The 18,402-nt window shown below is 47.9% G+C and carries 18 protein-coding genes; 10 read left to right on the top strand and 8 right to left on the bottom strand.

Annotation, left to right across the window (positions count from 1 at the left end; all coding sequences use genetic code 11):
- Positions 1–61 precede the first annotated feature (61 nt).
- The 3 genes from HR45_RS04850 to HR45_RS04860 all read left to right on the top strand — a co-directional run bounded on the left by HR45_RS04850 (position 62) and on the right by HR45_RS04860 (position 5,333).
- Positions 62–2,476, top strand: a complete 2,415-nt coding sequence (locus HR45_RS04850) for a TonB-dependent receptor domain-containing protein (RefSeq protein WP_037440169.1) — start codon at positions 62–64, stop codon at positions 2,474–2,476.
- Positions 2,477–2,694: 218 nt separating this feature from the next.
- On the top strand, positions 2,695–4,188 hold the full coding sequence (locus HR45_RS04855; protein ID WP_037440170.1) for a S10 family peptidase: 1,494 nt from the start codon (positions 2,695–2,697) through the stop codon (positions 4,186–4,188).
- Positions 4,189–4,616: 428 nt separating this feature from the next.
- Positions 4,617–5,333, top strand: coding sequence for a YczE/YyaS/YitT family protein (locus tag HR45_RS04860; RefSeq protein WP_063355089.1), 717 nt, complete (start codon positions 4,617–4,619; stop codon positions 5,331–5,333).
- A gap of 249 nt (positions 5,334–5,582) precedes the next feature.
- On the opposite strand, the gene HR45_RS04865 is transcribed toward HR45_RS04860, so the two are convergent.
- The 4 genes from HR45_RS04865 to gstA all read right to left on the bottom strand — a co-directional run bounded on the left by HR45_RS04865 (position 5,583) and on the right by gstA (position 8,350).
- On the bottom strand, positions 5,583–5,936 hold the full coding sequence (locus HR45_RS04865) for a hypothetical protein (RefSeq protein ID WP_037440172.1): 354 nt from the start codon (positions 5,934–5,936) through the stop codon (positions 5,583–5,585).
- A gap of 122 nt (positions 5,937–6,058) precedes the next feature.
- Positions 6,059–6,466, bottom strand: coding sequence for a hypothetical protein (locus HR45_RS04870; protein WP_037440174.1), 408 nt, complete (start codon positions 6,464–6,466; stop codon positions 6,059–6,061).
- A gap of 71 nt (positions 6,467–6,537) precedes the next feature.
- A complete protein-coding gene (locus HR45_RS19375; RefSeq protein ID WP_037440176.1) occupies positions 6,538–6,828 on the bottom strand; it encodes a hypothetical protein in 291 nt (96 codons plus the stop codon).
- A 919-nt stretch (positions 6,829–7,747) separates the two neighbouring features.
- The gene (gene gstA, locus HR45_RS04880; RefSeq protein WP_037440178.1) at positions 7,748–8,350 is read right to left on the bottom strand and encodes a glutathione transferase GstA; all 603 of its coding nucleotides are present in this window, start codon (positions 8,348–8,350) and stop codon (positions 7,748–7,750) included.
- Positions 8,351–8,546: 196 nt separating this feature from the next.
- Here gstA and HR45_RS04885 point away from each other — a divergent pair, with 196 nt between their 5' ends.
- The gene (locus HR45_RS04885; RefSeq protein ID WP_052074507.1) at positions 8,547–9,299 is read left to right on the top strand and encodes a MipA/OmpV family protein; all 753 of its coding nucleotides are present in this window, start codon (positions 8,547–8,549) and stop codon (positions 9,297–9,299) included.
- Positions 9,300–9,411: 112 nt separating this feature from the next.
- Complete coding sequence (locus HR45_RS04890; RefSeq protein ID WP_037440180.1) at positions 9,412–10,680, top strand: O-acetylhomoserine aminocarboxypropyltransferase/cysteine synthase family protein; 1,269 nt, start codon at positions 9,412–9,414, stop codon at positions 10,678–10,680.
- A 72-nt stretch (positions 10,681–10,752) separates the two neighbouring features.
- Here the strand turns inward: HR45_RS04890 and HR45_RS04895 are convergent, their stop codons facing one another.
- Together HR45_RS04895 and HR45_RS04900 are read right to left on the bottom strand one after the other, a co-directional pair.
- The gene (locus HR45_RS04895; RefSeq protein WP_037440182.1) at positions 10,753–11,622 is read right to left on the bottom strand and encodes a Vmh family MBL fold metallo-hydrolase; all 870 of its coding nucleotides are present in this window, start codon (positions 11,620–11,622) and stop codon (positions 10,753–10,755) included.
- Between the two features lie 30 nt (positions 11,623–11,652).
- Complete coding sequence (locus HR45_RS04900) at positions 11,653–12,309, bottom strand: DsbA family protein (protein WP_037440184.1); 657 nt, start codon at positions 12,307–12,309, stop codon at positions 11,653–11,655.
- Positions 12,310–12,413: 104 nt separating this feature from the next.
- Between HR45_RS04900 and HR45_RS04905 the strand changes: the two genes are divergently transcribed.
- Positions 12,414–13,334 (top strand): LysR family transcriptional regulator, encoded by a 921-nt coding sequence (locus HR45_RS04905; protein WP_037440186.1) that lies wholly within the window; start codon positions 12,414–12,416, stop codon positions 13,332–13,334.
- 52 nt (positions 13,335–13,386) lie between these two features.
- Here HR45_RS04905 and HR45_RS04910 read toward each other — a convergent pair whose 3' ends face one another.
- Complete coding sequence (locus HR45_RS04910; protein WP_037440187.1) at positions 13,387–13,755, bottom strand: hypothetical protein; 369 nt, start codon at positions 13,753–13,755, stop codon at positions 13,387–13,389.
- Positions 13,756–13,933: 178 nt separating this feature from the next.
- Between HR45_RS04910 and HR45_RS04915 the strand changes: the two genes are divergently transcribed.
- From HR45_RS04915 to HR45_RS04930, 4 genes are all read left to right on the top strand, one after another.
- Positions 13,934–14,659 (top strand): response regulator, encoded by a 726-nt coding sequence (locus HR45_RS04915; protein ID WP_037440189.1) that lies wholly within the window; start codon positions 13,934–13,936, stop codon positions 14,657–14,659.
- Positions 14,652–16,091 carry a sensor histidine kinase gene (locus HR45_RS04920; RefSeq protein ID WP_037440191.1) on the top strand — a complete coding sequence of 480 codons (1,440 nt, stop codon included), beginning with the start codon at positions 14,652–14,654 and terminating at the stop codon, positions 16,089–16,091. The genes HR45_RS04915 and HR45_RS04920 overlap by 8 nt, the downstream gene beginning before the upstream one ends.
- A gap of 85 nt (positions 16,092–16,176) precedes the next feature.
- Positions 16,177–16,464: a helix-hairpin-helix domain-containing protein gene (locus tag HR45_RS04925; RefSeq protein WP_037440193.1), complete on the top strand. Its 288-nt coding sequence runs from the start codon at positions 16,177–16,179 to the stop codon at positions 16,462–16,464.
- Positions 16,465–16,695: 231 nt separating this feature from the next.
- A complete protein-coding gene (locus HR45_RS04930; RefSeq protein ID WP_037440195.1) occupies positions 16,696–17,247 on the top strand; it encodes an isochorismatase family protein in 552 nt (183 codons plus the stop codon).
- An 88-nt stretch (positions 17,248–17,335) separates the two neighbouring features.
- Here HR45_RS04930 and HR45_RS04935 read toward each other — a convergent pair whose 3' ends face one another.
- Positions 17,336–18,271, bottom strand: coding sequence for a LysR family transcriptional regulator (locus tag HR45_RS04935; protein ID WP_037440197.1), 936 nt, complete (start codon positions 18,269–18,271; stop codon positions 17,336–17,338).
- Positions 18,272–18,402 lie beyond the last annotated feature (131 nt).

Here is an 18,402-nt window from a genome sequence, read left to right on the forward strand (position 1 = left end):
CGACGAGCACCGTTATCTTAAGAAGTTGGCTGTTTGATACTTTTTAAGGTTTCTGATGACAATGACAATTAGAAAAGGCCACCAAGGTCATAAGCCCCCATCCTGCTTTACACCCCGATTAATATGTCAAGCTGTCGCGGCAGCGCTGTGTGTACTTACCCTCCCAAGTCTACACGCTCAGGAAGCCGCGAAATCTAAGTCTACCGAAGACGCCACCAACCAAAGTTCACGTGAACGTGATCGCATCCTGCTAAAACGTAATCCCATCGCCTCAGAGTATCAATTGCTGGAAGCCCCAGGCGGCGTTTACGGCGCTACGTTTGATGCTGAAGGTGTCGATTTTCGCTCTCAATTTAGTTTGCCGACGGGGAAAGCTGATGCGGCGAGCATGCGCCTTGAAGGTAATCTCAACTATCAGGAATATGCCGAAGAAGTGGTACCGGGTGGTAGCCTAAATCTCGCCAAGAGCTTTGGCCCGCTGAGTCTGCAATTTAGTGCGCAGCGCAATGCCTCTGAACGCATCGTCGAACTCTATCAGGCACGCTGGTTATCGATTTCTCAACCACAGCTTGCCGATAACGATGTGCTGTTGATGGGCTTTCCGCGTTACAGCCAAGATACCTTTGATACCACCAGCATCAACATGCGCTGGCGTGCCGACTACCGCCTGTCGGACGATATGCTGCTGACCTACGAAGGTTTGTCAGTGAACTATGACGACTTGGCCACCCGCAATCGTTTAGAGTTTCAAAACGGCGTCGGAACCTTGTCCGATCTGCAACTTGGCAGCGATGGCTCCACGATTACCGCCGCCACCATCGATAACAGCCAGATCCGGCGCTACTATCATCAAACCAAAACCGCGCGTGATATTAATCGTCACCGACTCGGCTTTACGTTAGAGCAAGACACAGGCTCTACTGAAGTGGGGTTCTATTACAGTCGTTGGCAAAACAGTTCCGCATGGCTGCCATGGAACTTCTTTGACAGAGGGGTATCATCGCAATACAACATCGATGATCCTTATCTGCCAGACGAGCAAACCAGCATCGATTTATACGATGTCAGTAACGCAACATTTGCAAACTATCGCCCGTCTTACACCACGACCACCGACACTGACTACGCCGTATTGCTCGACTGGGATCGTAAACTCACGCTCGCGGGGAACGATCTTTGGCTGGGTGCGGGTGTTGCCTGGCGCAACAAAACTCGCGATAACACCAACGAGACGCAAGTCTATAACGCCACCTCAGACAGCTTTACGCTGCAACAGCTCACTGGCAATAACACCAGCAACTCGGTGATTGATGGCCAATATCAGCTGCCTGTGGGGATGGATACATCTTTGGGTGAAGACTATTTCGCCGCACATCGCAATGAGCAGTTTGCGATCAATCTGGCGCAGTCATTTTTAGAGTCGATTCAAAACCTCTACACTAGTGAAGAAACCGTCAGCTCTGCATACATTAATGCCTATCAGCAGTTAGACAGCTGGTTCTGGCGTGCAGGCCTTAGGTTGGAGAAAACCAAAACCAAAACCCATGGTGCCGTAAGTGGTCCATCAGAGGCTGATATCTGGTCACAAGGTGAGCCGATCACCCAATTTGAGATTGATGGCGAACAGATTGCTGAGACCTTTGACAGTTTTGATGCCGCGTTTGTGGAAGGCCACAACAGCTATCAGCATCTGCTACCGTCGATGGAACTGCGCTACAAACTCACGCCGGATTTCAAACTAAAAGTGGCCTACTTTGAGCAGTTAATGCGGCCACAATACTTTGATACTGTGCGTTATCGTCGTATTAACCCACCGATGCGCACGATTTCTGAGGGTTCTCCAGATCTGGAAGCTACCTCGATTCATAACCTTTACGCTGGCTTTGACTATCAGTACAGCGATGATGGTCGCTTGTCGGCGGGTCTCTACTACAACAAGGTTGCCAATTTCTTTTATGACTCCGTTACCACTGAGCCATTAGACGGCATTATTTATGATGTTAGCCGTGTCGAAAATGGTAAGGATGGGTATATTCAGGGGCTGCAAGCTTATTGGTCTCAGGAAGTGGCCTTCCCTGCCGTTGATAGTGCCAAACTGCAACTGGCATATATCTACTCAGACTCGGAAGCCAACCTGCAAGATCGTAAGATTACCATGCCTGAACGTGCCGAGCATCGATTGGCGTTAAGCCTGACATTAGCCGATGAGTATTGGCAGTATGCCTCACAGTTCAGCTGGCAGAGCAAAGCCTTAGATGATGTGGGTCAGACGGCGGCGCAGGATACGATTCGCGAAGCAGTACTGGTCTGGAATCAAGCCTTTACCTGGCGATTTGATAAGCAATGGAGCACCAAACTTAGCCTGAATAATGTGCTCAATACACCAGACAGATCTTATCAAGGCGAAAAGAGCCGCGTGGTGAATAACCTATATAGCGGCAGCAGTGCCCGACTGAGTGTGATCTTCAATTACTAAGCGCTCAACACCACGTCCCTCTCCAATAAGGCAAACTCAAACGAGTTTGCCTTATTTTTTAACGGCAGCTTATGACATATTTCGATGCAAAATTCCGGTGACACACAGCTTAAAAAGCCAATTGTTACCACGTATCATGAACCTCATTAAAATCGTATACATAATAACAATATGCGGCTAAGGCACGCGATAAGCTCAGCCTAGCTCAGGAACTCATCATGAAAAAACTCTTACTCATTGGCTGCTTACTAAGCAATTTTCCATTGTTGGCTGACACGCCGAAAAGCCCGGATGCAACACCATCACTCGACATTCCGCAGCTGCAATCCTTTGCCACTCAGCACAAGGGCAAATTTCATGGCGAAACCATCAACTACACGGCAACCGTGAGTAATATGCATCTGACTAACGACAAAGGTGAAGTGATTGGCGATGCCGTCACGACTGCCTATGTTGCTGACAGCAGCAAAAATCGTCCGGTGACGTTTGTGTTTAATGGTGGGCCGGGTTCGGCGTCAATTTGGCTGCATATGGGGTTATTTGGCCCGAAAATCGTCCAAGTACCTAGTGATGCCAAAGATGCCGGGAATGCGCCTTTTAAGTTAATTGATAATCCACTAAGTCCGCTCGATAAAACCGACTTGGTATTTATCGATCCTATCGGCACTGGCTTCAGTCAGTTGGCAGGCAAAGGCAAAGCGGAAGATGTTTGGGGCATGGCTGAGGATGCGAAATCCGTCAGTCAAATAGTGAAAAACTGGGTAGCGCAAAACAATCGTTGGAACTCGGCAAAATATATTGCCGGTGAAAGCTATGGCACCACCCGTGCAGCGGCAATGCAACCTTACTTGGACGACAGCAGCAATCCAATCCGAATGAATGGGCTTATCCTCATTAGCCAGGCATTGGATTACCAAGGCAGCACGCCTACCAATGACAATTTGATTTCCTTTGTCACCTATTTGCCAACCGAGGCCGCGACGGCTTGGTATCACCACAAAATTGACCAAAGCACAATCAGCCTGCCAACACTGATAGCGCAAGCCAAAAGCTTTGCGGTCGATACCTATCTGCCGGCACTATTTAAAGGCAGCGCATTGCCTAAAGCTGAGTTTGACGCTGTTGCCGAAAAGCTGGCGTATTTCACCGGTCTGCCGCTGCCACTCATCAAGAAAGCCAACTTACGTGTACCAGCCAATCGCCACGTAAAATTGTTGCTCGCCGATGAAGGTTTAACTGTTGGGCGTCTCGATTCACGCTATCAAAACGATGAGTTGGACGATTTAGAGGTTAAACCCCGTTATGATGCGGCCAGCGTGGCAATTTCGGCAGCCTATAACGCAGCGCTGAACCACTATTTTGCCAGCGACCTAGCGGTTAAATGGTCCCGCCAATACGTGGTAAGTTCGCGCGAAGTGACTAAAAACTGGGTTTACGACCGCCGCCTTGGTAAAGAGCCTATGTATGTCAACAGCGCTCATGCGTTGTCAGAGGAAATGCGCAAGAATCCCAGCATGAAAATTCTGCTCGCCAGTGGCTACTTTGATTACTCGACCCCGTTTTTTGACGGCGAGTATACCTTTGGTCGTTACGGAATCGATCTGTCACGCGTGACCCGCACCTACTATCAGGCGGGCCATATGATGTATCTGCATCAACCAGATTTTGAACAGCTGGCACAAGATATTCATCAGTTCTACCAGCAACCATAATATAGCGATGGCAGCACGACGAGCTTTACATGCGCGTCGTGCCGCCAACCTAAAGCAGCAACTACTCGATAAAATTCCTTCGGTTTACCCACCAAGATCAAAGTTTTACTTTGTCGTTCAGCCGATAATGACGTCTCTTTCAGCGCGGCTGTAGTCTTCTGCCGTTATTCGCCTTGCTAACCACTTAGCACACAGCAATTACGCAACACTCTTCGATTACGCACGTTTAGTTGTCGCTGCATACCACAGACAAACGCCTCTCGTTTGCTGCGCATACTGCGCTGAAATAACACGACTTAGGTTGTTACCCCAATAACACTCATCGCGCTATGAGCGTCGGGACGTTATTGCTGTTCAGTCAATTCATTCACACAAACGTGAACATGGATTGCGGTTGTCGAACACACAGATGTAGAAAAGGGAGGATCATGAAAAGTATTTCACGCCACCATTTGGCTAACAAAATTACCCTGTTTATTATCGGCTTATTTATCATGGCGCTGGGTGTAGCGTTGTCGATTAAAGCCGATTTAGGCGTTTCCCCGATCTCCTGTGTGCCCTATGTCTTAAGTTTGCATTTTTCACTAACAGTCGGTGAGCTGACGATTATTTTTAATGCGTTTATCGTGTTGCTGCAGATTATTTTACTCAGACGCCGTTACCGCCTTTTGCAATTACTACAACTGGTGGCGGCATCATTTTTCGGCTACTTCATCGACTTTTCGTTAGGTTTCATGCAGGCATTTACACCTAGCCTGTATATAAGCCAATTCCTGACATGTCTCGCGAGCTGCGTAGTGATTGCCTTTGGCGTGTTCTTGATTGTGAAGGCTAACCTCACCTATCTGCCAGGTGAAGGCTTAGCGGTGACGATCACCGATTTACTGCAAACCGAATTTGGCAAAATTAAAGTCAGTATTGATAGTTCGATGGTGATTTGTGGTGTTGCCGCCTCACTGCTGATTTTCGGCGAATTGATGGGTATTCGCGAAGGCACAATTATCGCGGCCCTGTTGGTCGGCTATCTGGTGAAACAGTTTGTCATCCGTTTCAATTTCATCGACCGCTACTTTCCAGTTGTCGATGAAATACCAGCACAACCAGCCACTCAAGTAGAGCTGTCAGAAAGCACGCAACAGTCATAATATCCAGTGTGGCAATGAGGTTAGAGTAAAAAGTATGTTCATATATCACTGAGTGATAAGCCTTACCCAATTTATGCTCAAAAGATATTACGAAGCAATCGTCCATAACTCAGTTATGGACGATTCCGAGCTAAAGCCTTAACTTCAACTTGTCAGTTTCTGATGAAAATTTCTATGGCTTGACGCCTGCCACACAGGCGAGCAACTTGTTGCGAGTCCAGCGCCGTAGGCGCGGTGTGCTGGCGATTGTTATATGCCCCATTCAACATCGCTAACGCTCTTGATTTTGCTAATAATGGTTTCAAGCTCACTTTTCACACGTGTTTCAGCAGACTTATCGGCATTACCAAATATTCTCTTGAACAATGAGATACGTTGTTCAGGCCAGATTTGCCAAAGTGGTATGTCTGTTTCTTCATCGTTCTTACCCAAATAAATATCAAGTTTTACCCCGTCAATCTCGATTTCAATTGAAAACATATAATCGGAATCTATTGGATTTTTCGCGGCATAATTTAGTTTTTGAAGTTCTGAGTGAACATATGATGCGAGTTCTTTAGCCGAACCAAATTCATTTGTCTTGAAATAAAGATTCTGATTCATTCGCTGTCCTCAAGGGCATATAACGTCTTACTAATGGGCGCATAAATGCTTTGCTAAAATTTACGACGACGGAGCACAAGCCAAGCGTTTTGCGTCCTTTTGAGTAACTTGTTAGGAGTACCTTATTGACCGTACTTTAATTTTCCTAGTTCTTTTGCTTCAGTAACCGCTTCAACGCCATCATCCAAAAGTATTTTACCTAATATTTCCTCACTTCTTTCCGCCGCCATTTTTGAAAATTTGTTGCCAATTTTTTCAGCAACATAACACCAAGAATAAGCTTCTTTTAAATCTAAAATTTCTTTTGTAGTTGATAAGGAAATACACAACCCGAAAGGGGCATGCTCATATTTGAATCTTGCCGATTCAAGCATGAACTCTAGTCCCAATTTAGGATTAAACTCTTTTCTTTCTGCTTTGAATAATTCAGTGCCAATCACAAACAATTGTTCAGGTGTGTATTGACTCTTATCTATTGCAAATACATTCAACGATGCGATGCACAAAGCTAGAAATATGCACGGTCTCATTGGTACTCCTAACGCTCAAAGCAAGCGCGCGGTACGCGTCGCCTTGCCTTTGCTTGTTATATGCGATTGCATTAAATTTTGAACCTCTGAAACGTTTTTTTGGCGATGAATAGCATCAAGCCAAAAAGCGCTAACATGACAAGGCCAAAGCTACCAAAAAACAGTGTTATTTCTATACCTGATAACTCACTGCTGCGAATAGGTTCATTGATATCAAAATTCATCAAGTCAACTAATACATAGATCATTCCTGCGCTTAATCCGGTAAACAATGGCAATAAGACAAGATAAACGCATACCCTAAAAAAACGTTTCTTTTCGCTAAATGGAGCATCAATTCGGTAGTTGAAATTTGAGCTCAATATCTACTCCCATACGAGCATATAACATTTTATTAGTGCGCATGCGCATTTACCTCGTTGGACCAGTGAAAACGCGCACAGTTAACTATTTGTATGTAATGAACTTATCAGCATTTTGCTAAATTCACCATCCGGAAAAACGCGCATGCGCGTTCCCCAAACCTATTATCTACCCCATAGGTTTTATAATCTTATGATTTTAATTATATTTATTCATATTGGAATGTAAAAACGCGCAAGAAGTTGGAATAAAAACAGTTATAATTTCAAAATGCCTGTCCAGCTTTTAGACATTTCAAAGAAGGACAACATTTGAGTGAAATGGATTAAAATTTGTAGGCGAGAAAGTCAGGATTTGACTGCACCACAGACAACGAGTTAAGTCGTTTTGGGGCATTTCTGTCCGTCTAAGGTTAAAAAATTTAAAAGTCACTTTTTACGCATTGAAACCGTATATGCAACAATTACAACGATAAAGACGACTAGAACACCGCCTATTACTGAGCCACTCATAATGATTTCCAATGGTGAGTTATTTTTTGAGTATGTCTTGCTCAATAGACTTTTGGCAAGTACACCATACTGTTCTTCAATTAACGTAGGCCGTCTAGCCCACCTTAACGGCGTTAGGGAAAATACAAGTTCCTAGGATTTTCTCTGAATCACCAGTGTTAGAGTAGACGCTCTGTTGTATTACAAGACGTTGGTCAAAATTTACGCATTTTGTCGCCGTCCCATTTTGGCCTGAAACGCTTCGAGGGGAATTAGCAGTTCAACCCAACGTTGAGGTAGGTGGAATTCTATTTTTCCTGAATCGGCACCGCTTTTCAGATGGCCAAATTCACGATGTTGCTGTACGTTGCGGCATAAAAAAGCCCTTCATGATGAAGGGCATTTTCGTCGTCTGGACAGAGATAGATTAAATCAGCCCTTCCGCTTTCATTGCCGCTTGCACGGCAGGACGTGAGGCTACACGACCACAATACGCTTGCAACGCAGGCCATGGCGCCAAATCGAATTTCACCAGACTTGCCCAACCAAGCACTGTAAACAGATAGGCATCAGCGACGGTAAAGTCGTCACCTTGCAGATAAGTGTTGTCACCCAATTCTGCCACAATCCAATCCAAGCGCTTGCTCAGCAATGCTTGTGTAGATTCGCGGGTCACATCAGCCATGTTGGGGTTGAACATGGACCCCATTGGCTTGTGAATTTCGGTTGAAATGTACACCAGCAGGCTTTGCAACTGATAACGTCCCATGCCCGCTGTAGGCATAAGCCGCGCTTCAGGTTTTAAATCCGCCAGAAACTGGGAAATGACAATACCTTCGGTTAGTACAGTACCGTCTTGGGTACGTAAGGCGGGAATATAACCTTTGGAGTTAATTTGCAGATAATCTTCACCGCTAGCCGTTTTGCGGGTTTTTAAATCAACTTGTTCCAAGCTGTGAGGCAAGCCCAGCTCTTCGAGCACAATATGCGGCGCCAGTGAACAGGCACCCGGAGTATAGTAAAGTTTCATCTAGCACACTTCTTCGATTATAAGAAAAGTCAGTCTATGCAACTGCTCAGCTAAAGGAAGTACTTACCTAGAGGTAAGTATCGAATTAACAATAGCATCTGCTTAACTAATCGTTGCCCACAGCCGCAAGGTAAAATTCAGTATTGGCACGTTATACTGGTGCGGCTAAAAATTCTTAAAACATAAGGACAGCATGATGAAACAATGGAAAAAATGGGCGCTTTTGTTTGCAGTAAGCGGCATTGGACTTCCGGCAATGGCGCAAGGCCAAGTCGGTGTTGGCGGTGCCATTGGTTATTCGCAATACGTCTATAAAGACTATGACCATCTGGTGTTGCCAATCCCGATGATCAGTTACGAAAGCGACACTTTCTATTTCCGCGGTTTGTCTGCCGGATATTATTTGTGGAAGCAACCACAGCAACAATTGGCATTGGATGTCACCTACTCACCACGCAATTTTGATCCTGACGACACCAGTGATCAGCAACTAAAACAACTGGACAAACGTCATAGCACAGTGCTGTTAGGTGCGCGCTACCAATGGCGCACTGATGTCGGCCAGATTAATGCTTCGTTCCACTTCGATGCCGCTGATGAAACTGATGGCGGTCTGCTGGCGAATGTCAGTTACGGCTATCCCCTGCCCGTCTCGCAGCAATTAACCCTAACCCCAAGTATTGGTGCCGACTGGCACAACGGTAAATTCAATCAATACTACTATGGCGTCAATAATCGCGAGGCTCTTGCGGCAAACCTGTCAGCGTATAATGCCGACGCCAGTGTCTCGCCCTACCTCAATTTGGGTCTGCGCTACCGCGTTAACAAGTCACTGATGACCACGGCAGCGGTACGTTATACCTGGCTATCCAGTGAAATATCAGATAGTCCGATGGCAGGTCGCGATGGCATTTACTCCACCTTTTTAAGTGTGGTTTACCAATTTTAAGGTGTCATTCGTGGGTTAAGCCTATGAAAATGTGATGCCTTTGATCTGGCTCTCTTTTGCGTTTTCAATCGATGTGCTTCTATAAGCCATCAATTGAAAACGGAGCCAGCACATGAAAGATGAAACCCTCGCGATTCACTACGGTTACGAAACAGATCCCACCACAAAATCGGTCGCTGTACCGATTTTTCAAACGGTAGCCTATGAATTTGATAGCGCGCAGCACGGTGCAGATCTGTTTAACCTTGATGTGCCCGGCAATATCTACACCCGCATTATGAATCCCACCAACGATGTGTTGGAAAAACGCTTGGCCGCACTGGAAGGCGGCATTGGTGCACTGGTCGTCAGTGCCGGTAGCGCAGCGATTAACTACGCCATACTGACCTTAGCCAAAGCTGGTGACAATATTGTGTCGACGCCGCAGCTTTACGGCGGTACGTACACCCTGTTCGCCCATATGTTGCCAAGCCAAGGCATTGAGGTGAAGTTTGCCAAAGATGATAAGCCTGAGAGCCTCGCCGCCTTAATCGATGACAACACGAAGGCGGTGTACTGCGAATCTATCGGTAACCCTGCTGGCAACATTGTGGACTTAGGCAAAATTGCTGAGTTAGCGCATGCCAAAGGTGTACCGGTAGTGGTCGATAATACAGTCGCCAGTCCGGTGCTATGTAAACCGATTCAATTCGGTGCCGATATTGTGGTGCACTCCATCACCAAATATGTTGGCGGTCACGGCACTACGCTGGGCGGCGTAATAGTGGATAGTGGTAAATTTCCGTGGGCGCAGCATGCCGACCGCTTCCCACAATTTAGCCAACCTGAGCCGTCTTATCATGGCGTGGTCTACAACGATACCTTTGGCCCCGCCGCCTTCATCGCCCGCGCCCGTACGGTTCCACTACGCAATACAGGTTCTGCATTATCGCCAATGGCGGCCTTTATGCTGCTGCAAGGCATCGAAACTCTGCCGCTGCGAATGGAGCGCCATGTCGAAAACGCTATGAAAGTCGCGGAGTTTTTACAAAATCACGACAAGGTCAGTTGGGTGAGTTATGCCGGTTTACCTGATTCGCCGTATTACGCCCTCGCGCAACAATATATGGCGGGCAAACCATCGGCCATTTTGTCATTTGGCTTAAAAGAGGGCTATGAGGCTGGTGTACGTTTTTACGATGCGCTGCAGATGATTAAACGCTTGGTGAATATAGGCGACGCTAAGTCGCTCGCGTGTCACCCAGCGTCTACTACCCATAGACAGATGGAGCCACACGAACAAGCGCAAGCCGGGGTGAAACCGGAAATGATCCGCCTCTCCATCGGTATCGAGCATATTGACGACATCATTGCCGATCTCGACCAAGCGCTGCACGCCTAATCCGCGCGTTGGTCATAAAAAAGCGCGTCTCAGACGCGCTTTTTTATTAACACTTTCAATCGAATTACCAGCTTACCACGTCATTTCACCAGTATTCACTTTGGCACTCATCTCCAGTGATTGCTCACCGGCAATCGCAGGATATTGTGATTTCATTGCCGCAATCACGGCCGCTGAACCTTTAGCGGTTTGCAATACATCATCAAAGGTTTGCAGATATTGTTTGGTAAACGTCAGCGCGGTGGTGCCACTCGGCATTTGCGCAATATAGTGTCCGGGGATCACTTTGGCAGGGTTCAGCGCCAACATTGCATCAATATCGTCACGCCAACCTTGTCTTGCCGCCACACTTTGGGTATCGGCAGTCCACACATGTTGACCATACACGACACCAACACCACCTAAGATTGTGCGGGTTTGCGGAATCCACAGAAACGCTGCGTAATCATTAGCCTTATGTAATTCAACTGCCTCGCCATCGACCTTAAAAACACGACTATCGGTCGCCTGAGGTACGATAATTTGCGTTGGCGCACCGTCTTTTAATATCGGGCCCCAGTAAGCGATTTTAGCCGCTTTGGTGGCGTTGATATGATCAACAACCTTTTGCGTGGCAATCACTTTAGCATGAGGAAACGCCGCCACAATCGGTTGCAAACCAAAGTAAAAATCTGGATCGCCACAAGTGATCAAAATCGTTGTCAGTTGCTTACCGCTTTGTTTGATGAGCTCAACCAGCTTTTCCCCATCTTTGATGCTGAACTGTGCATCCACGAGCATCGCTTCGTGTGGCCCGGTGATCAGCGTCGAACTGATCGGAAAAATGCCCTGCTGCTGCGGATTATACGTTTGCAACTGCAGCTCCGCAGCATTCACTAGACTACTCAGACTTGCCAACAACACGGCGCTGGCGGCCAGCCAAGATTTGATAAAACGTTTCATCTTGTACTCCTGTTTTGCGGCTGAAAGCCGTTATGCACTCAGCGCTTGTTTAAGTTGGTTGACTAAGGCGGCGGGCTCACCATAAAAGCGGTTCACTGGTACATTGATAAACTGCTCGCCACGTTGCACTAATAAACTTGGAAATCCTTGCGCACCTGTCTGTGCCATCAGTTGCCGGGTCTGCTCAATCGCCTTGGCGGCAGACTCACTGGCAGCCTTGCTACTGAGCTGCTGCCACATGTCATTCGATATCGCCAGATTTGCGGCGATATCTTCAAGCACCGCTGTCTGGGTAATGTCTTTACCTTCAACATACCAAGCGTGTTGCGCAGCACTCAGAAACGCTAATGCGTCTGACGCACTGAAATGCTGCAACTCCAGCATTACAGCGCTGGCCGGCAATGAGTCCAACACCACGGATTGATCGCGGCACAACTGCTCTCGATACTGGTCACCAAACGTTGCGCCTGTCAGCTGCGCGATACGGGCATCATGGTCACGTACATGCAGATGCCAGTCGGCATCAATACGCCGACGGCTATACCCCATAAACAAACCACCAGCATGCAATTGGTTTTGCGCAGGCCACGCATCAGCAGTCGCCTGCAACAGCGGTAGTGCGCCATAACTCCAACCACATAGTGGGTCGATAATCCAATGCAAGGTAAATTCTGTTGCAGTACTCATGAGGAAATCTCCGGTGTTCAATCTATGCGTCTATTTTAAGTTTCACTTTGAGAAACAAAATCCTCATAATGAGACATAGTTTGTTTCATAAATCGAGCAGATGAATGGATAGGATCACTGCAGCACAGGTGTTTAATCGCATTTGCGAGCTCGGCAGTTTAAGCGCTGCCTCGCGGGCGATGGGAATGTCGCGACCGATGATTAGCCGCTATTTGGCCGAAATGGAAGATTGGGCCGGCACCCGCTTACTGCACCGTTCGTCGCGCAAGTTAAGCCTTACGCCTGCGGGCGAGCAGCTATTGCTACAAACTCAGGCACTGTTACAAGTGGCAGATGGCATCAGTCAGACCGAACTGCAACAAACTGTCGCGGGCACGCTGCGAATTTCCTGCGCCCACTTCACCACCAAGCGGATTTTAAATCCCTTGTTGCAGACATTTTTAAACCAGCATCCTGCGCTCAAAGTGGAAGTGCAGATCAGCAACCAAAACGTCAATCTTGTCGCCGATAGAATTGATTTGGCCATCAGAGTCACTAACGAACTCGACCCCAATATTATTGCCAGGCGCCTAGGGGATTGTTATTCGGTGTTGTGCGCCAGCCAACGCTACCTTGCCGAATATGGTACGCCGCAGTCGCCTGCGCAGCTCATCCAGCACAACTGTTTGCATTACAGCAATTTTGCCCATGGTTTCTGGCAGTTTAATGCGCCTGATGGCACGCCTATTCACGCCGACATCCAAGGCAATCTCAGCGTCAATGAATCTTCCATTTTACTCGATGCAGTGCTGAATGACGCTGGTATTGCCATGTTGCCGATACTGGATGCTGCCCCCTATATCGCAAAGGGACAACTGACGGCATTGATGACCGAGTACCAACCCCAACCGTTGGGGATTTATGGCATTTATCGCAGTCGATTACACCAGCCACTCGCACTTAAATTGCTACTCGAAGCGTTGAAGACGGCGATTCACAGCGCAAATCAGCAAGCACTCGCCAGCATTGGTGTTGAAACCCCATAAAAAAACAGCGCATATTGCGCTGTTTTCTAGAGATATATTGGCACTCAGACGACTAGCGCTGCGCGGCACTGTTCCAGCCCATGCCTGCGCCCATATGACGTCCCATCTTGCCGTAATGGCGGCCTTGTGGACATTGCTGACCACGATGGAATTTGCCATGGTGCATGCCACGATGCCCCTCGGCAAATCGCGCATGCATTTTTTGATGCCATTGCTGACGCGCCTGAGGATCGTTATGCATTTTCTCGCGCCACTGCTGCATTGCTTGCGGATCATGACGCATGTTTTGCATTGCTTGATTACGAGGGCAATCCACGGTGGTGGCACTACGGTTAGCGGGCATATTGTCAGCAACAGCAAAGGCGCCGGCAGATGCAGTCAGAGCAGTAACAAAAAGTGCTGCGGTAATTAAGGTTTTCATATCGGTTCTCCTTTCACTGTGTTCGTATGTATTACAGCAATAATTACCGTGAAAGGTTTGTCGCAAATCCCTTCTTTTCTGACAAAGCATGGCAAACACCAAGATTGACAAACTTTGCCACACTTTTTTATGCAATCTGTATATAGTAGTTAGCAACAGAGGTATGTAAGGTTTTGATATGGAACGGGCTTACCAGATATTAGTGGTTGATGATCACAAAGATATTCGGGACTTAGTGCAGCGCTTTTTGCAGCAACATGGGCTGCGGGTTGTCACCGCCGCCGATGGTGTGGAGATGTTCAAGCAGCTAAACGCCCAACGCTTCGATTTGATCATTCTTGACCTGATGCTCCCCGGCAAAGATGGCGTCACCCTGTGCCGTGAAATTCGCGCGAACAGCAATATCCCCATTATTATGCTGACCGCCTTAACCGAAGATGTGGACCGCATTATCGGGTTGGAAGTGGGCGCCGACGATTACATTCCCAAGCCGTTTAACCCGCGCGAACTGCTGGCACGCATCAAATCGGTCTTACGCCGCCACTTTGCCATTCCCAATATTGAAGAAAACGCAGGCTCAGCGCCAAGTCATTATCAATTTGCGGGCTGGCAGTTAAATGTTACCAGCCGCGAACTGCGTGACCCGGCCCAAGCGTTAGTCACCCTGACCTCAACTGAATTCACCACCCTAATGGCGTTTCTCTCACACCCGAATGTGGTATTAAGCCGTGATGATCTGCTGAAACTGATCCAAGGTCGTGGCGCCGATGTTTATGATCGGGCCATAGATACCTTGATTAGTCGCCTGCGTAAAAAAATCGAGCAAGATCCTAAACAACCCAAACTCATTAAGACCATCTGGGGCGGCGGCTATCAATTTAGTTGCGAGGTTAACCATGTTTAGCTGGTATCAAAGGCAAAAACTGATCCATCAGATTGGACTGGTGATTTTACTCGGCTTTGTACTGAGCTTTTTGCTGACGCTGTTTTTACTGTCTTATGATAAGTCGCAGCGGCTCAGCCAACTGTCAGTATTTGCAGCAGTGCAGCGGGTGATTTCAGTAGCAGACACACTCGCACAAACAGAACCGACGCTGCATGACACCATTTTAACAGCCAGCAGTAGTTCAGATTTGCAGTTGTCGTTGTCGAATGCACCGCGCGTTGCCCAGCAAACCAGTAACGATGGTCTATCGCGCAAACTGTTATCTCGGCTAAAAGCCGCGGGTATTGAACAGGCGCATATTCTGCTGGTATCGCAAGCTGAACGGCCGTTGATGGATTTACGTGCCATGAACGCCATGCACCGCAACATGATGGGCAGCGATAGCCAAACCAGCATGATGAACCAAAGATTTTCGCCGCGGCATCGTGGTCAGCGCCTCAGCTATAGCGCCACGGTCGATGGCTCAGTACAGCTCGCTAACGGCAAGTGGCTGAACTTCTCTTCCGGCATCGAAAACGATATTACTCATTGGTCAACCAGCGTGTTGATCGCCCTTATCAGCGTAATGCTGTTAACCGTGTTTATTGCCCTGCTGATCACCCGCAAGGCGTTGCAGCCGATAGCCGAACTCGGCAAAGCGGCACAATCGTTTGCCACAAGTAAACAAGTCCATAAAGTCAGCACACAAGCGCCGCAGGACTTAGTGCCCGCCATCAGCGCCTTTAACAACATGCAGCAACAACTTACCGATTACATTAAAGAGCGCACTAAGCTGCTGGCGGCAATATCGCATGACTTACGTACGCCACTGACTAGCCTGCGCTTACGACTGGAATTTATAGAACCGAGCGAAGATCAGCAGCAGGCGCTGCGCACGGTTGAAACCATGGACAAAATGCTCACAGCCACCTTACGTTTTGCCAAAAATGATGCTGAGCAAGAGCCAAGACAAAACACCAATATCGACAGTCTGCTGCAAACCATTGTCGATGAGTATGGCGACAAAAATGTACCGCTGCAGTATCAGTGTCAGCCGGGACTCGTCGGTAATGTTGCCCCATTGGCACTGCGCCGTATGACCGAAAACCTGATCAACAATGCCATTCAGCATGCGGGAAGCGATGCCGAGATTCGTATCTGTGTCGCCAGCGACGACGAACAGTTGCAATTGAGTATTGCCGACAATGGTGTTGGCATTCCTGAAGATAAACTGCAGGAAGTACTCAAACCCTTTACCCGATTGGATGATGCGCGCGATACCGACAGCGCCAATGTTGGCCTAGGGTTGTCCATCACCCAATCATTGGTCGCTAACTATGGCGGCCAGTTACAATTGCAGTCAAATCGCCCGCACGGATTGGTGGCAACCATCAGCTTGCCCTTGGTGTAAATGGCCGCTAAACAGAATTCTGCGGCTTAGGTTGCCATAGGCACGACTTGCTAATTGAGTAAGTTTTAAACAAAGGTGAAAGATAATGAATCCCGCCAAGGTAATACGCGCAAATGTCACGCAGCTCACCGACCTGCCGAATGTGGGCAAAGCAACGGCTGAAGATCTGCGCTTGCTGGGTATTGAGCAGCCCTCGCAACTGCAAGGCCAAGACCCATATCAACTCTATCTCAAGCTATGTGAACTCACCGGTGTACGCCAAGATCCGTGTGTGCTGGACGTTCTGATGTCAGTGGTGAGCTTTGCCGATGGCGAAGCCCCTCTGGCATGGTGGCACTTCACCGATGAACGAAAAAAGTTATATTCAGTTTAGGTTTTATAACTAATAACTTTCCAAAGCCGACTGCAGTAAGGCGACAGCCACTGTGACATTTTGAAAGTTAGTTACTAAAGCGTCACATTTTGACCAACGTCAACGTTTCGCTATGCCATTTTCCTTATGTTTAATTGCCCTATCTGGCAAATCATTCAGCCTCCCCAGCCTGACACTCGGCCCAGCACGATGATTTCAGCTTGATCAATTTTGACTTTGTAAGGAAAGACAATGAAAACTGCAGTATTGGTAATCGATGTGCAACGTGCCTTTTTTGAGCAGGAAACACTGCCATATGACGCTGCTGCAACCATCAACAACATTAACGCTGTCACTGAATGGGCTCGTGCCTCTGGTGCTCCAGTGGTATTTATTCAGCATCAAAATGCGCAAGTCATCGCGGGTAGCGATGCATGGCGCTTACAACAGGATTTAGTGGTACAGCCGGCAGATCAATTCGTGCAAAAATGCACGCCAGACGCTTTTCAAAACACCATTTTGAAACCACTTCTCGATCAACATGATATTGATCATTTGGTCATCTGTGGTTACGCCACCGAGTTTTGTGTTGATACTACGGTACGTCGTTCAGCAGCACTCGGCTACGCTGTCGATTTGGTTGCCGATGCTCATACTACCGATAACAAGCCACATAGCAGTGGCGAGTTTATTCGTCAGCACCATAACTGCACCTTGCCAGCAATCACCAGTTTTGGCGTGCCAGTAAGAGCGTTAACGACGGCAGAACTGACTCGCCCAGTTATCGCAACTCAGGCAATGTAACTGCTATCTGTCAGATACGACTGTGCAAAACCGCGGCATTAACCGCGGTTTTTTATTGCCTGCATGGCTGACATTCGTTCTGCTAATGCTAACGTCCAGTTAACTTGTTGATAATCATCGGCATCTGCTGTCGCATTTCATCCACAAACAACCGCAGTTTTGCAGGATAAAAACGCGCATAGGGATGGATCAAATACACTGGCAGCGGTTCAATCTGCCAGTCAGTGAGCACAGGTTGCAGTCGTCCGGCGCTGACATCTTGCGCCAACAACCATTCCGAGCCGACACAAAAACCCAAACCATTAACCGCAGCACTGCGTAACGCATACAAACTATCGGTAAAAAAACGTGGTGTTAGATTCAAGGTAAATGTCGTTTGCGGCTTTAGATGCTGCAGTGTTAATTGCCGACGATAGAAAGTTTGTAACGCCAACCAAGGTCGGTTTTCCAGTTGGCGAGGATGCTGCAAAGCGCCAGCGTCCGCGACCACCTCAGGGGCAGCCACCAGTATGCGCGGGACTTCAGCAATTTTGATCGCCACCATATTGGCGTCACTCACTTCACCTACTTGGATAGCACAATCAATATCTTCGGCAATAAAATCGTGAATAGCGCGATCATCATGCAGTAACCATTCAACACTTAGTCGCGGATAGCGCCGCATAAAGCCCGCCAGCGGTCCTACCAAAGCATCTTGTCCAAAAGCATGTGGTGCGATCACACGTAAGGTGCCTTCAGGTTCACGCAGGGTACCGGTCAGTTCACTATCGAAACGATCCCAACGTTCAAGCAACTCACGCGCGCCTTGATAGTAACGCTCGCCAACCTCAGTTAAGCGAAACTGGTGGGTGGTGCGATTGATAAGCCGAATACCAAGTTGTTGCTCCAACGCCTTTAAGCGACGGCTAACCGTGGGCTGCGTGGTATCGAGTTGTCGCGCCGCGGCCGAGAGCGAGCCAGCTTCTACGATACGCACTAAGGTACGCATCAATTCGACCCGATCAGGTACTGTGGTTAACGCCATGATATCTCTCCTCAATCGCCAGCAACGCCACTCATCGATGTCAGCATCATCCTTCAATGGTCAGAGTATAACGCCACATATACGCATTACGTATATCAATTGTTCAAATAAGCCATCTACAACACCAGTTA

The organism is Shewanella mangrovi, assembly GCF_000753795.1.
GTDB lineage: Bacteria > Pseudomonadota > Gammaproteobacteria > Enterobacterales > Shewanellaceae > Shewanella > Shewanella mangrovi.

Bases quoted from the DNA above. Each gene is read 5' to 3' on its own strand.
- HR45_RS04850 (WP_037440169.1), top strand. From the start codon at position 62: ATGACAATTAGAAAAGGCCACCAAGGTCATAAGCCCCCATCCTGCTTT.
- HR45_RS04855 (WP_037440170.1), top strand. From the start codon at position 2,695: ATGAAAAAACTCTTACTCATTGGCTGCTTACTAAGCAATTTTCCATTG.
- HR45_RS04860 (WP_063355089.1), top strand. From the start codon at position 4,617: ATGAAAAGTATTTCACGCCACCATTTGGCTAACAAAATTACCCTGTTT.
- HR45_RS04865 (WP_037440172.1), bottom strand. From the start codon at position 5,936: ATGAATCAGAATCTTTATTTCAAGACAAATGAATTTGGTTCGGCTAAA.
- HR45_RS04870 (WP_037440174.1), bottom strand. From the start codon at position 6,466: ATGAGACCGTGCATATTTCTAGCTTTGTGCATCGCATCGTTGAATGTA.
- gstA (WP_037440178.1), bottom strand. From the start codon at position 8,350: ATGAAACTTTACTATACTCCGGGTGCCTGTTCACTGGCGCCGCATATT.
- HR45_RS04885 (WP_052074507.1), top strand. From the start codon at position 8,547: ATGAAACAATGGAAAAAATGGGCGCTTTTGTTTGCAGTAAGCGGCATT.
- HR45_RS04890 (WP_037440180.1), top strand. From the start codon at position 9,412: ATGAAAGATGAAACCCTCGCGATTCACTACGGTTACGAAACAGATCCC.
- HR45_RS04895 (WP_037440182.1), bottom strand. From the start codon at position 11,622: ATGAAACGTTTTATCAAATCTTGGCTGGCCGCCAGCGCCGTGTTGTTG.
- HR45_RS04900 (WP_037440184.1), bottom strand. From the start codon at position 12,309: ATGAGTACTGCAACAGAATTTACCTTGCATTGGATTATCGACCCACTA.
- HR45_RS04905 (WP_037440186.1), top strand. From the start codon at position 12,414: ATGGATAGGATCACTGCAGCACAGGTGTTTAATCGCATTTGCGAGCTC.
- HR45_RS04910 (WP_037440187.1), bottom strand. From the start codon at position 13,755: ATGAAAACCTTAATTACCGCAGCACTTTTTGTTACTGCTCTGACTGCA.
- HR45_RS04915 (WP_037440189.1), top strand. From the start codon at position 13,934: ATGGAACGGGCTTACCAGATATTAGTGGTTGATGATCACAAAGATATT.
- HR45_RS04920 (WP_037440191.1), top strand. From the start codon at position 14,652: ATGTTTAGCTGGTATCAAAGGCAAAAACTGATCCATCAGATTGGACTG.
- HR45_RS04925 (WP_037440193.1), top strand. From the start codon at position 16,177: ATGAATCCCGCCAAGGTAATACGCGCAAATGTCACGCAGCTCACCGAC.
- HR45_RS04930 (WP_037440195.1), top strand. From the start codon at position 16,696: ATGAAAACTGCAGTATTGGTAATCGATGTGCAACGTGCCTTTTTTGAG.
- HR45_RS04935 (WP_037440197.1), bottom strand. From the start codon at position 18,271: ATGGCGTTAACCACAGTACCTGATCGGGTCGAATTGATGCGTACCTTA.